At 51.2% G+C, this 14,025-nt stretch carries 13 protein-coding genes; all 13 read right to left on the bottom strand.

Features of this window, described 5'->3' with window-relative positions; all coding sequences use genetic code 11:
• Window positions 1-70 precede the first annotated feature (70 nt).
• The 13 genes from MNU25_RS07610 to MNU25_RS07550 all read right to left on the bottom strand — a co-directional run bounded on the left by MNU25_RS07610 (window position 71) and on the right by MNU25_RS07550 (window position 14,008).
• On the bottom strand, window positions 71-1,492 hold the full coding sequence (locus MNU25_RS07610; RefSeq protein ID WP_240984514.1) for a hypothetical protein: 1,422 nt from the start codon (window positions 1,490-1,492) through the stop codon (window positions 71-73).
• Window positions 1,492-2,112 carry a 4Fe-4S binding protein gene (locus tag MNU25_RS07605; protein ID WP_240984513.1) on the bottom strand — a complete coding sequence of 207 codons (621 nt, stop codon included), beginning with the start codon at window positions 2,110-2,112 and terminating at the stop codon, window positions 1,492-1,494. The genes MNU25_RS07610 and MNU25_RS07605 overlap by 1 nt, the downstream gene beginning before the upstream one ends.
• Window positions 2,099-3,130 carry a 4-hydroxy-2-oxovalerate aldolase gene (gene dmpG, locus MNU25_RS07600; protein ID WP_240984512.1) on the bottom strand — a complete coding sequence of 344 codons (1,032 nt, stop codon included), beginning with the start codon at window positions 3,128-3,130 and terminating at the stop codon, window positions 2,099-2,101. Before dmpG ends, MNU25_RS07605 begins: the two co-directional genes overlap by 14 nt.
• Complete coding sequence (locus tag MNU25_RS07595; RefSeq protein ID WP_240984511.1) at window positions 3,127-4,002, bottom strand: acetaldehyde dehydrogenase (acetylating); 876 nt, start codon at window positions 4,000-4,002, stop codon at window positions 3,127-3,129. Before MNU25_RS07595 ends, dmpG begins: the two co-directional genes overlap by 4 nt.
• 29 nt (window positions 4,003-4,031) lie before the next feature.
• Entirely contained in the window at window positions 4,032-4,805 is a 774-nt protein-coding gene (locus MNU25_RS07590) for a 2-keto-4-pentenoate hydratase (protein WP_240984510.1), read from the bottom strand.
• Between the two features lie 13 nt (window positions 4,806-4,818).
• Window positions 4,819-5,700, bottom strand: coding sequence for a molybdopterin-binding protein (locus MNU25_RS07585; protein WP_240984509.1), 882 nt, complete (start codon window positions 5,698-5,700; stop codon window positions 4,819-4,821).
• The gene (locus tag MNU25_RS07580) at window positions 5,701-6,501 is read right to left on the bottom strand and encodes a nicotinate-nucleotide pyrophosphorylase (RefSeq protein ID WP_240984508.1); all 801 of its coding nucleotides are present in this window, start codon (window positions 6,499-6,501) and stop codon (window positions 5,701-5,703) included.
• Window positions 6,488-7,282 (bottom strand): IclR family transcriptional regulator, encoded by a 795-nt coding sequence (locus MNU25_RS07575; protein ID WP_240984507.1) that lies wholly within the window; start codon window positions 7,280-7,282, stop codon window positions 6,488-6,490. The genes MNU25_RS07580 and MNU25_RS07575 overlap by 14 nt, the downstream gene beginning before the upstream one ends.
• Before the next feature lie 944 nt (window positions 7,283-8,226).
• A complete protein-coding gene (locus MNU25_RS07570) occupies window positions 8,227-8,847 on the bottom strand; it encodes a corrinoid protein (protein WP_240984506.1) in 621 nt (206 codons plus the stop codon).
• 229 nt (window positions 8,848-9,076) lie between these two features.
• Window positions 9,077-10,120 carry a galactitol-1-phosphate 5-dehydrogenase gene (locus MNU25_RS07565; protein WP_240984505.1) on the bottom strand — a complete coding sequence of 348 codons (1,044 nt, stop codon included), beginning with the start codon at window positions 10,118-10,120 and terminating at the stop codon, window positions 9,077-9,079.
• Between the two features lie 30 nt (window positions 10,121-10,150).
• On the bottom strand, window positions 10,151-11,284 hold the full coding sequence (locus MNU25_RS07560; protein ID WP_240984504.1) for a uroporphyrinogen decarboxylase family protein: 1,134 nt from the start codon (window positions 11,282-11,284) through the stop codon (window positions 10,151-10,153).
• A 45-nt stretch (window positions 11,285-11,329) separates the two neighbouring features.
• Window positions 11,330-12,475, bottom strand: coding sequence for a uroporphyrinogen decarboxylase family protein (locus tag MNU25_RS07555; RefSeq protein ID WP_240984503.1), 1,146 nt, complete (start codon window positions 12,473-12,475; stop codon window positions 11,330-11,332).
• 45 nt (window positions 12,476-12,520) lie between these two features.
• Complete coding sequence (locus tag MNU25_RS07550) at window positions 12,521-14,008, bottom strand: xylulokinase (RefSeq protein ID WP_240984502.1); 1,488 nt, start codon at window positions 14,006-14,008, stop codon at window positions 12,521-12,523.
• Window positions 14,009-14,025: the final 17 nt, after the last annotated feature.

The following is a 14,025-nucleotide window of genomic DNA, read 5'->3' as shown; positions in this document are numbered from 1 at the left end:
GGGTTCCTCCTTACGCCATCCTTAGTGGCTTCGAACCCGAGGATATTCGGGGTGTCGGTACTTTCTACGACTATAATCTCACACCGCGTTGCCTCAGCCATTTTGGCAGCAATGTTTCCTCCACTCGCTCACTGACTTCCGGTGCTTTCTTTAATAAGAGCTCTGCCAACGGCTCACTGACATTAATTCCGCCCATCGCGCCGTCAAACACAATCACCTTCCGTGTTCCGCTAGCCTTATAGGCAAATTCCATCGCATCTTCTGTACTTTCAGATACCACCGCATGTTTCATATAATTAAGATTTTGCGGATCGCGGTTAAAGAGTTCAGCCTGTTCCTGACCCACCACAACTGTCGGAATATGCTCAGTGAAAAAAGCGCAAGGATACCCCGTCCAAGCATAATTATGCACAGTCATCTTGATCGCTTTATTCATTGGCGGGATTTCATCCAGCAAAGGTCTGCCCAGTTTGCCATAAAAAGACTCCGTGTACCAGGTATAGGCCGGCAGAGGCAGTTCTAAATCATAGAGATCGGTGTTCGCGCCGGCGAAGTTGGCATAAATAACCCCGGCAGAGAATACATAGACAGCTGGAGCCGGAAAATCCAGGGCAGCGATACACTCGTCAATTTCCCCGAGCAAAGTCATCATCTTGCCGTAGTAACGGCAGCCAATTTCTGTCACCCTGTCGTTCAAGGCGTAGAGATTGCTGTCCACATCCACGCCCACGATGCCGTTGGGGGCCATGGTCAGGAAAGCGGCAAAAGCAAACTTACTCTGTACAAACGGGGAATCAAAGATCGCCCGTGCTGTAAAATTGGCCGCCCGTGGCCCCAGATTCTGATGGTAAGTAGAGCGGGTTTCGATACGGGCATAGGACATCCCGAACGGTTTCACTGCCCGGTCAACTTGACGATGAAAATGGACTTCCCGCACATCGCTGTTATGGGCATGAATGATCCAATCCGCATCATAAACCTTCTTGATGCCGTAAAGCGTGCCAATTTCCGTCTCAATGGCGATCCCCTGATCAATGGGGGCTACTCCAATCGCCTTACCGTTAAAGTCTTTATCCAAGCCATAACGTTTGATGTACTCCTCCGTTTCCCGAAAGCGTAAGCCCACCCCGGCCCGTAGCCGAATGTTATGACAGCCTGTTCTTGCCTCAACGACATCTCTAATGGTCCTTAGCAGTTCGGCATAAGGCTCACCGCCCAACAAGGTAAACCCGTGATGGGAAGCTAAAATGTTCACTGAATGTTCAGGTTTAATTTTGCTCATATCGACCTTTTGTAAAGCAGCGACAGACGCTTTGCGGATAGCATCTAATCCTTCTGAGCTGGGATAAATTACTTCCGGCAGATCCGGAAAAAGTTCTTTCAACAAAACGGAGGTCATCCTAGGAAGTTCACTGACCCGGGTTTTCACCAATTCCGGTTCAATCCCGTATTGGGAAGCGCGCGGCGGTATGGGGACTAAAGGAGAATGCATTAGGTATCACTCCTTCCTTGCAGAGGTGCTTCGACAATCCGGTTTAAAAGCTCAATATCCTCGTCGAAGTAAAATCCGCGGCTGGCATACTTCTGCTTCACCTCTTCCGGGATTTCCCAGACCGTAACCGTTTTGCCATACCACTGCCATCCGTCCTTGGGCCGCCGCGGTTCGATACCTGCAGCGGCCAGCAAACGAAGCAAGGGCTGGATGCATTCCACTTTGCATCCGGTGCGTACCCCCGTTAAGTAAGAAAGCTCCTCCGGCGACTCGGCCCCTTGCAAGATGGCCGCCGCCACTTCTTCTGCCCGGGTCGCCGTGCAGTAACAAATCAGTTGTTCCGGGTTAAATTTTGCCTTCGTGCACAATTCTTCTATTTGGGTATAATCAACAGCACTGACATCCACTTTTACGAAGACTGGCTGCTCCCTTTTGACCATGGATATTGCATACTCAGGACAGCGCTGTTCGCATGCGGCACAACCCCGGCAACGTCCATTGTCAATGACGGCCATGCGATTCTCCATTTTAATTGCTACGACAGGGCAAACAAATTCGCAAATTCTGCAGCCGCGACACTTGTCTTGTTCCACCACAGCCAATAGATTAACGACCTTCATGTGAACCTCCTTTCTTTTGGGCCAACTGGTACGCGACGTCGACAATCATATCTTCCTGTCCCCCGACCATTCGCCTCCTTCCCAGTTCAACCAGAATGTCCCTGGGATCAAGCCGGAACTTTTCCGCAGCCCGGTAGGTGTGTAAGAGAAAACTGGAATAGACCCCGGCATAACCCAGCATTAACGGAGCATTGCGCACGACTTGCGGGCGGTGCATGATTGGCTCTACCACCTCTTCAGCTACATCCATAATTTTGTAAAAATCCACACCGGTCTGATAACCCGCTTTATCTAAAACCCCTGTCAGCACTTCGATCTGGGTATTCCCTGCCCCGGCACCCAAGCCCCGACAAGTCCCGTCCAGAAAACTCGCGCCGGCTTCCAAAGCCGCTAAAGAATTGGCGGTAGCCAAGGATAAGTTGTTATGAGCATGAAAACCAACGGGCACTTTTACGGCATCCACGACAGCCCCCACGCGGACCTTTACATCCTCAGGCAGCATCGCTCCCGCTGAATCTGCAACATAGATGATGTCAGCCCCATAAGACTCGAACAGTTTAGCCTGTTCGAGTACTTTTTCCGGCGGAGCCATGTGACTCATCATCAGAAAGCCAAAAGTCTTCAGACCCAATTTCTTGGCTATCCCGATATGCTGCTCGGCAATATCGGCCTCCGTAACATGGGTGGCCACCCGTACGGCTTTGGCTCCGCATCGGGCTGCATGTTCCAGATTTTCCACAGTCCCGATACCCGGCAAGAGGAGCACGGTGAGTTTTCCCTTCTTAATGGCCTTGGCCGCCGCGATTAACATATCCTCTTCGCGGGTCAGCGACCACCCGTAGTTAAAAGAAGACCCGGCCAAACCGTCCCCATGGCTTACTTCAATGTATTCAACTCCGGCAGCATCCAACCCTCCGGCAATGGCCGAGATCTGTTCCACCGTATATTCATGACTTACGGCATGACTGCCATCCCGCAAGGTTGTATCCACCAGATGAATCATTTTTTCCTTATTCATGCCTGCACTCCCTTTGCCAGTAACTTCTCCGCGATTTTCCCGGCCACCCGCACAGCGGCTGAGGTGATAATGTCGAGGTTTCCGGAATATTTGGGCAGGAAGTCGCCTGCCCCTTCGACTTCAATGATGGTCGTCACCTTGTGACCCTCCAGTATGGGGGGCACCCGGAGCCTGTAGCCAGGCACATACTTCTGGATCTCCTTAACGATCCCATGAACAGCATCTTTTATCGCAGTTTCGTCTGGATTCTCGACCTCAACATAAACAGTATTGCACATCAAAACCGGAGGCTCTGCCGGATTCAGAATGATGATAGCCTTACCGGTTTTTGCCCCACCCACCTCAACAATAGCCCTGGAGGTTGTTTCGGTAAATTCATCAATATTCTGGCGAGTCCCTGGCCCTGCGCTCTTACTGGAGATACTGGCCACAATTTCCGCATATTTGACTCCAGCCCCCTGATGAATGGCAGACACGATGGGAACCGTCGCCTGTCCGGCACAAGTCACCATATTCAAGTTAGGCTCATCTTTCAGTTGATCCAGGTTAACACAGGGCACTACATACGGCCCAATGGCAGCCGGCGTCAGATCAATCGCGACCTTACCCGCCTGCTTCAGCAAAGGGGCATGCGTCGAATGAGGTTTCGCTCCGGTCGCATCAAAGACAATTTTGATATCCGGGTCCTTGAGAACCGCATCCACCCCTTCGATAGAAGTGTTGATCCCCATATCCCGAGCCCTCTTAATCCCTTCGGATTCAACAATTCCCGTGAGTAGAGCCATTTCCAGCCGATCACTGTTGAGTATTTTGTACATTAAGTCGGAACCAATATTGCCCGGACCAATGACAGCCACTTTAATCTTTTTCACGGTTACGTCTTCATCTCCTCACATTGAGTTCAAATAAATCTAAGATTCAAGCTACCCAGGCCGTAAAAGGACAAGGTAAACACATCTCCGGCCGCCGCCGCTTCCGCCGCAGTCACGGCTCCGGACAGGATGATTTCCCCGGCTTCCAAGGCGATATCAAAATCAGCCAGTTTATTGGCAAGCCACGCCACAGACGCCGCCGGATGACCCCAGACTTCAGCCCCTGCCCCACTGCTGACCATCCCGCCGTTCTTCTCTAAGACCATGCCAATCAGCCGCAAGTCAAGATCTTTAACGGGAACCAAGCGGCTGCCTAGAACGAGGCGGGCGCTGGAGGCGTTGTCCGCGATGGTATCCGGCAACTTGATTTTCCAGTCGCGAATCCGGCTGTCCACGATTTCAAAGGAAGGCATCACGCCTGCCGTAACCCGCAGGACATCCGCGATCGTGACTCCCGGTCCTTTAAGCCTGTCTTTTAACACGAAGGCCAGTTCCCCCTCCACTTTGGGCAGAAGAAGCTCCTCCCGTCGGCAAGCCTCGCCTTCCAATAAGAACATATCGTCGAGCAAATGACCATAATCAGGTTCGTTCACCCCCAAGAGCTTTTGCATGCCCTTGCTGGTGATCCCGATCTTTTTGCCAATGATTTTGCGCCCTTGGGCCCGCTTCAGAGCAATGCCCTCGAGTTGGATCTTATAAGCGTCCTGAATGCTCAGACCCGGGTACCTTTCCGTCAATGGCTCCAGCGGCTTCCTCTCATTTTCTGCCTTGGCCAGCATCTCCGCTATGTCTTTGTAGTTCATGCTCATGTCCTCCTTAATTCATCATCGAATGCCAACGTTCTCGCAGGGCGGAGGCGATGACATCGGCCAGTTCCGGAGCCGTCAACCCGTGCGCCAAACCTTCGACCAGGCGGTCACACCCCAGGCGAGCTTCCTCATGTGGACCGGGTAAAGCCACCAAGAGGGCAATTCCCACCTGTCCGACCGCAATCCGTACCCCCTCTTTGTGGTGGCGGTGGAAGTCCGGGGTAAACTTCAGGATCCAGGGTGTGTAGGCTTTGGGATCAAGACGCAGAACCGCTTCAATACTATAGTCCTTGTCCTCTGCTCCCACACCGCCTGTCGTGATAATTAAGCCATACCCAGCCTCCAGTGCCCCTTCCAAGACTGCCGCCGCAGCCTTGGCGTCGTCTTCCAGAATGCCGCCAAATCGCGCTTGATAACCATGGCTTTCTAATGTTCGCGTAATATAGGGAGAATTCGTATCCTCAATCTTCTTGGCGATCACCTCAGCCCCGGAAGAGAACACGATGGCCCTGCGCGCAACGGCCTGGCTAATCCCTTGAGCCTGAACAGCAGATGCTTCAAGCACACTTTTCACTTCCTCGGGATCCAGAGCGATGAACCCCAGAACGCCTTCCGAGTGAATCGCTGCTTTTTCCCCTCTTGTGACTCCGGGTAGAGCCGCTAAACCCTTCAGAATCTCCTCCCCTTTGCCAGCCACCCTTTCGGCCTGGACCTTGTGTTTTAAGACATCAAAGGCAATCATGCCTGGCCGTACATCGACAACCATCACCTCCTCTGGCATTAAGCCAAGTGCTTCAGCAGCAATTTTGGCCGCCTCGCCTAAATTGGCGTGGTTTAACTCGATATCATCGATCCAAAAGGTCGTTTTTTCCAGGAGCTCCCATTCCATTTACAACTCTCCTTCCACATCCAGGCAGAAATCGAGCATAGGCGCATCAAGAATCGCCCGGCCTACGTCTACAATATCTGCCCCCAGGTTGGCCAGCTCCTCCAATTGCTGGACGTTCACACCCCCGGCAAAGGCCAAGCGCACGCGTTCTCGCCAACCCCCTTGCTCCGCTGCCGCGACTACGAGTCGAAGATCCGATACCTGACCTGTATCCACCATGAGAATACCAGCGCCCGCCCTGACAGCCAGGTTGGCCTCTGAAGCGATATCCATACTCTCACCCCGAAGCTGGGCCACCACCACTCGACTGGCGTCGAACGCTTTTGCCCTGGCCACCGCGACGGCGATTCCACCAAACATTCTGATGTAGTTTTTATCCAGATAGATAAACGGTTCATCGGTGATGCGCAACTCAGCACCACCGGTGATCACCGCCTGGCGCAGTTCCTTTCTTACAGCCCTGTCAACCTTTTTCCAAGCCCCGCAGACCACCTTAAGCCTCTGCGTTTTCTGGGTGAAGGCCGCAGCGGCGGTGGCAACCCCAGAAGGCTTGCCGATCACCCCTGGAAGAATTTCCTCCGCTTTGGTCACCGTTTCAGCGTTACCCATCCCTGAAAAAACGAGGCTGCCTGCGTGTAATTCTTGTCCCTCGGGCCGCACCCGGAACTGAGCTATACCCAATTCCGCCGCCATATCCTTGAGACGAGCGGCTCCGGAGAAAATTCCGTTCTCCCGGGACTTTATGGAAAACTTATAGGTTTTCCCCTGGAGCGGAGCAAAGAGGAATTCACGAACATCCATGAGCATTCCCTCCCACCCCCGACCTGTAACCCAGACTGGCAGATATATCCTGGCCGGTCTTTAGCATATGCTCAATGATGCTCTCCAGTCGTTCTCCATCCAAACGGGCCGTCGGACCCGATACACTCATCCCCGCAATAACCTTGCCGGAAAAGTTCCGAATCGGAACAGCCACACAGCGGAGGCCATCCATAATCTCTTCATCATCAATGGAGTATCCCTGCCGGCCTATCTTTTTCAGTTCCTCAAGCAAAACTTTTTCCTCCGTTATCGTGTTTTTCGTGTATCGTTTTAACCCTTTAACGGCAAGGAGTCGTTTCAGTTCCCCCGCCGGAAGGTGCGCCAGCAAGACCTTGCCCACCCCGGTGCAATGGGCCGGCAAGCGATTCCCCACCTGCGAAACGATTCGCAATGATTGCTTGCTCTCCCGTTTATCAATATAGAGAACTTCTCCCTTATCCAAGATTACCAGATGCACCGTCTCTCCCAGATTGTCTACCAAATATTCGATATGGGGTCCGGCAATCTGACGCACATCCCATGTGTTCGCAACGACGTTGCCCACTTCAAAGAGCCGGATGCCTAAACGATATTTGCCATCAAAGGGTGACTGTTCAACATAATCGAAATCCCTTAGTGTTGCCAAAAGCCCGTAAGCCGTGCTTTTGGCAAGGTTCATTTCTTTAGCTATTTCACCCAGGGAAACATCCCGCCTTGCCTCTGCCAAAAAATCGATGATTTTAAGCGCCTTGGATACGGACTTAATGGGTGATCTTATCACTGAGGGCTCTTTCTGCATCTAAATCTACTCTCCTTCAAACTCTAGAGGAGTTTCGTTCTACATCGTCGAATGATATTCTTCACTCTCGTATACGTAACTATTCGCCAATTTCAGTCTAATTCCTCCCGGCTCATCGAGCTATCCATTCGGGATCGCCGCAGGTTTTTTACTGCTTCGGGTGCTCACACTAAATAAGTCGTTCGCGTTAGATATCCTACGTCTCCGGGGTTAGATAATTGCGGCTAGAATTAGACACACACGGCGCAGAGTTTGCACATTGACAGCGGTATAGACCGCGTTAAATCAACTTGCTTTTTGCATACAGCCTGGATATCAAAACGCTGGAGAGTAGGTGTTTCTACTACCCTATAATGTCTATATATTGACGACGTTAAGTGCCAGTATCTTACAGAAAGAGTGCATTATTGTCCGTCTGTCAGTCAGTCCGCAAATGTGGACATTTTAGCTCGTCAGATTTTTTGCTCACAATCGCGTGAACAAGCCTTTTGGACACGTACGCCGTCAAATTAAAGACAACTTTTGCCTTCAACCTTTGGACTGGATAGCTTAGCAATAACACCTGGACTAAACAAAATACCCCCTTACTTTACCGTGTTCCTCGGGGCGGAACTTTGCCGCCGGCTACCTTCGGATCCACCCCACGATCGACACCCTTGCCTTGAGCTAATGGTTGGTCGCTACATACCCCCATAACGGACTGTCATCGTCAAGTTAATCATCATGCGTGGCGCACCGAATTAGAGGAAGTCACCCCTTCGAGTGACTTTCTCTCGGTTATTTTATGGATTCTTGGTTGTTTTTCCTAAACCTATAGCGCGTTAGCGCATCGTGCGGTCAATCCGCAATTGTCGCTGTGCCGGTTGTAAATTTGCCTTCTCTAACGCCTTTCGAAACAGTTATCCTTTGGTCCATTATGCCAAAAGTCAAGCCAAAAGCTTGTCAGCTAACTCCACCGCCGTAGCTGCGTCGGGGGCATAGGCATCGGCCCCGATCTCATCGGCAAACTTTTGCGTAACAGGTGCGCCACCGATCATAACTTTCACCGGATGGGATTCAAGCAGTTCGATGGTGCTTTTCATGTTGACCATGGTGGTTGTCAAAAGAGCAGACAGACCTACGATTTGCGGTTTATGCTCTTCGACAGCCTGAACGAACTTCTCCGGCGACACATCCACCCCCACGTCAATGACCTTATAACCGGCACCTTCCAACATCATGCGCACCAAGTTTTTCCCGATGTCATGGAGGTCTCCTTTCACCGTGCCAATCAAAACGATCCCTTTGTCCTGCACTTCACTCGCGGACAAGAGCGGTTTGACTACATCCATCCCGGCATGCATGGCCCGGGCCGCAATGAGGACCTCCGGTACATAGACCTCGTTATTCTTGAATTTAACCCCGACCACGTTCATTCCGGCAATCAAGCCATCATTGATAATGGTCTGGGGAGCAATGCCTTCAGACAAAACCTTTTCGGCAATCTCTTTGACCTTTTTGGCGTTTCCGCAAATGACGGCTTCGGCCATCTCTTGTAATGTTGACATATACTATACCCCCTGAAAATCCCGCGATAATTTAATTTTGCAACGTAATAAAGTTCAAACTGGTTTCCCGCTGTCCGTCCCATTGTCTGCAAACGCCCTTTCGTGATCGATAAATTAGGCTCTCAAAAAACCTTCGCCCAACTCCAACCTTCGCCGAAATGGTGCTCTTGACCTGTCTCCGGGAGACTCCCCCCCTATTAAGCTCCTCATGGGGCAGAAATCACCGAATTTAGGAACACCTTAGCAGTATCTTGCCCTTCACCTCGCCGGGAATCTGCAAATCGCGGAAGGCAGCGTTGATTTCCGATAATGGAACAATACGGTCTATAAGGCCCTGACACTGTATTTTGCCTTTCTGAAAAAAATGACCGGCGAGTCTCCACTCCTGTCCAGGGAAGGGAGCTGAGTAAGACATCCAGGAGCCACGAACTGTCAGTTCCTTTCGGTTAATACGCTCGAATTCGCGAGGTTCAAAGGACACGCTACGAGTAGGGGTGCCAATGTACATCACTTGTCCTTTATTAGCGGCAATCTCTAGGCACAGCTTTTCGGTAAACTCCACTCCAGCCGTCTCGATCACCTGGTATACACCCGCCCCCTTAGTTTCCCATGCATATCTTTCGGCGAAATCTTCAGCACCCGTGTTGAGAACGACATCGGCTCCCAATTCTTTCGCAAGCTGCAACTTACGCGAATCTATGTCAAAGGCAAAGATACGCTTCGCGCCTAGGGCGTGAGCACACTGCAACGTCAGGAGGCCAATAGTTCCCATGCCAACGATGGCAACGTCTTCACCACCGCGAAAATTCATTTGGGACAAACCATGCAGGGCGACAGTCGCCGGCTCAAAGAACGCCCCTTCTTTATCCCCAACACCTTCCGGTAATGGAACCGCATTCACAGCAGGCATTTTCACATATTCGGCCCAGCTGCCGTCAGTACGTGAACCAATAAACGAGTAGTTTTTGCACTGGGAGTAATAGCCGCGTAGACAGTCCTCACAGTGATGACAGGGCAAAAGTGGCGCTCCAACAATATGCTGTCCCACACTGATATTCTTCACGCCTGACCCGAGCTCGGTCACTTCTCCAGAAAACTCGTGTCCCAAAACAATGGGATAGCTATGGGCAGCGTTACCTAAAACGCGAGGAAGATCGGAACCGCAAATGCCGCTTATCTTGACCTTGGCTAGGATTTCCCCAGATCCGATTGACGGAAGAGCCCTTTCTTCGTAGCGCAAGTCCATTTGTCCATGTAAGATCGCAGCTTTCATTCTTACCTCCAAATCTGTAAGCCTATAACACTAAGCCTCGTTTCGCCCGTAAACCCCGTGTTTTTTCGCCAAAGCGAACAAGGCCACCACACTGCGCGTCGGCAGGTCTGGCTGGATATGGTTAGACGGAGCAAACAGATAGCCCCCTCCGGATGCCAGCTGCTCTATGCGTAAAACAACTTCCTGTTCCAAAAGATAGGGGTCCTGCAAGCCTGTATTCTGCATATCAACTCCTCCACAGAGGACAACTTTATCTCCATACTTCTTCTTGATCTCGCTCGGGTTCATGTTCGGCAGGGGTTGGACCGGATTGAGAATATCTACACCTACTTCGACCAAGTCGGTAATGATCGGTTCGATGGCTCCGCAACTATGGTGGAGAATTTTGGCCCCTGGTGCCTTCTTTCTAATAAAATCATTGATGGCCTTGCGACGAGGCTTTATGATGTCCCGAAATAACTGCGGAGAGATAAGCAAGCCGTTCTGGGTCCCGTAATCCTCAGCAGTCTCGACAATGTCTACGTACCTGCCTACCTCTGTCAATAAAGCGTCATAGAATCCTATTTGGAGATCAAGAATCTTATCCAAAAGTGCTTCTGCAAACCCCCTGTCAAGAAGTAGATCCATAAGAAACTGCTCCATTCCGCGCAACCAAGCTCCATATTCCAAAAAACTGGCTGATTGGGGAGAACGTGCTACTACTGCTTTATCCGTTTGTTCCCGTAAAGTGCGGGCTGCTAGTGCCAGTCCAGCTGTCCGGCCCGGATCGTAAGGATCCGGCCACGGATGGCAGGCTATATCACTTTTTGTAGCATGGGCTAATGGCGGATCCACCCGAACTCCGTAACCATCGATTTTCCGAATAGGCACTCCCCAGTCACACAAGACGGTATTTTCATCGATCCTGCGCACAGGAGTTGCGGCTGCTTTCTTCATGTGCACGAAGCGCACATCTGCGTCTAACGCTTCCAGGATACGCTGATCAAAATAATTTCCGGTGTGTCCTTCACGGTATGCTTCTACATCCCCAGTAATCCCAAGATAATCTTTTAACTGAAAGTAGGCCTCGTCTGTCATGAATGATGACGTACCGCCAAAATAAAGGGGCACCCGATCGGGCTCCTTATGATTAATCGCTGCCAACACTCTTTCCCGCGAATTCATCCTCATCCTCCTTCCAACCGGCTTAAGACATAGCGTATCTACAAATTATTCGACGACTCGAATTGGATACAGGCCATATTCCTTGATGGTCTCCAAATAGAAGAGGATATTTTCGATTGAAGTATCGGCTTGGAAATTACTGGTGGGAGCCATAATGTAACCGCCGCCCTGGGCAAATGCCGCCAAACGAATCTTTATTTCCCTTGCTAACTCTGCTTTGCTGCCCGGCAAAGCCCGCTGTTCATCCACGCCTCCGTGGAAGCAAAGGCGGCTCCCGAATTCCTTCTTTAGTCGGAACGAGTCCATGTCCTTGGCCAAGGGTTGAACCGGATTCAGGATATCGACACCGGTCTTAATGAGATCGTCGATCAAAAGATATACTGAACCGCAAGTGTGGTGGAAAATCTTGGCCTGAGGTGCCAAACTTCTAATAAGGTCATTCAACTTTTTGCGCCGTGGCTTAATCATCTCGCGGAATAAATTCGGAGACATCATTGGACCGTTCTGAGTACCGTAGTCATCGGCTGTCTCCACAATTTGCAGGTAGGGACCAACATTTCTGAGCAGTACCTCATAGAACTGCATTTGAATCTCCAGAGTCTTGTCAAGCAGCTTCGTGGCAAATTCCTTGTCAACCATCATATCGACCAGAAAATTGTCCATCCCCCTGAGTTCCCAGGCCAATTCGAAGAACCCATGAGAAACCGCCCGTGCGGCCAAGGCATACTCGGTATGTTCATAAAGGTACTGGCCTCTTTGCCTTAAACCCCTGACCCGGCTGGGATCGAAAGGATCCGGCCAGGGATATCTGTCGATGTCGTCCAATGTGGCGTTTTCAAGGGGCTTGTTAACAATGATGGATAATCCGTCGACCTTCTTCTTTTTCAATCCCCATTCGCTCACCATGCAACCTTCAGCGTCCACGCCAAAATCGTGACTATCCGACGGCATCAAAAAGAGGTGGCGAAAGTCAACACCGAGAGCCTCAAGTAAATCATCGTTGTAGAAGGCTGCACTCTCATCCGGACGCATCACGATGTCACGGCTTGTAATCCCAAGATGCGCTTTCATTCTCTGAAAAAGATCGTTAGTAAAACTACAAGCGGTTGAGCCAATATCAATGGGCACGCGATCCGGCTCCTGATGGTTCAGTGCAATAGCCACCCTCTGGCGCGGCGTAAGTTTATCCATAAATTAGCACCCTTTCTCTCTTTTTGAGTTCATTAACACTTAGGCTTAAGAAAACCCGATCTCCGCAAGAAGAGTAAACTCCTCCCGCAAGTTTGCATAGATCCGCTTGTAGATTCGAAACATCTTTTCGTAAAGTTGATGTTCGGAACTCCTAACCTGATAAGTATTTTCCAGCGAATATCCCGTTAAAGCCTCCTCAAAGCCACGGAACATCCCAATCCCAACCGCGGCAGTGACAGCCGAGCCCAATGCCGCTACATCCAGGGCGCCCGGCACCTCTATGTTCTTGCCGGTGATATCTGCGAAGATTTGCGTCCAGATCGGGCTTTGGGTACAACCTCCCGTCATTCGTATGGATCCACCCGCCAAACCCTCCTTCTCAGCGATATCTAGAATGTTGCGTACTCCAAAGGCATTACCCTCCATGAACATGCGAATAAAGTCCGCCTTACCCGTGGCGGGATGTAGGCCCATGATTACACCGCGAGTGGCACTGTTCCAAAGCGGAGCACGCTGTCCCACCATGTAGGGAAGGAATATTAAACCGTTGCTACCGGGGCACGACTCCTGCGCCAAATCGTTTAGAATAAGGTAATCCTCTTCCGACAGGACATTCCTTAGCCATCGCAGGCCCCCTCCACCAAAGTCTACCCCCGCAGCGTTAATCCAGAGATCGGGGATAATATGATGGTAAAGGTGCATCGAATGTGTAAACTTAGGCTCGTCCACGGCAACCCCCAGGGCTGTTACGGTTCCCGCGGCAACGTACATTTCTCCCGCGTGGTACACCCCGGCACCCAAGGCTGAAGCCACCATATCCATAGCGCCGGCAACCACTGGGGTTCCCTGGCATAGGCCAGTCTCTCGCGCAGCCTCCGTTGTTACCTGTCCGACCACCTCAAAGCAGTCGTAGATATCCGGCAACTTGGCTCGATCAATACCACATGACATGATGAGTTCCTCGGACCATGAGCCCCGCACCGTATCAAACAGCTGGGTCAGACCTCCTTCAGATTTATCCATACTAAACTGACCGGTTAATCTATAAATTAGGTAACCGTTCGCGTGCATGAACTTATCGGCTCGACTGTAAACATCCGGTTCGTTATTTTTGAGCCACAAAACCTTAGGGGCAATATTCGAGGGATCATTATGGTTTCCACTGATCTGCCACAAGCTGTCTCCCAAGTTTTCATCAATCCAGCGGCACTGTACCTCTGCCCTCCGGTCCATCCAGATTAAACCGGGGCGAAGTGCCTGTCCCTCGGCAGTCACTGGCAAAACAGTGCTTCCCTGTGAATCCACTCCAATGGCAGCTATCTCCGACGGCTTGATTCGGCTCTCCGTCAAAACACGGGAAACCGTCTGTCTGAGTGCCTCCCACCACTCTTCCGCTCGCTGTTCAGCCCACCCCGGACGGGGATAAGAAGTTCCATATTCTGCGCTGGCTGAACACACGACAATGAGCTTGTCTGTAAACAGGACTGTTTTACAGCTGGAGGTCCCCAAGTCAATTCCCAGTACATACTGCATACCTTTCACCTGTCTTA

The sequence above is a fragment of the Acididesulfobacillus acetoxydans genome (assembly GCF_902729405.1).
In the GTDB taxonomy this organism is placed as follows: domain Bacteria; phylum Bacillota; class Desulfitobacteriia; order Desulfitobacteriales; family Desulfitobacteriaceae; genus Acididesulfobacillus; species Acididesulfobacillus acetoxydans.
The sequence above is the reverse complement of the archived record's forward strand: the minus strand, read 5'-3'. Positions and strand labels throughout refer to the sequence as shown.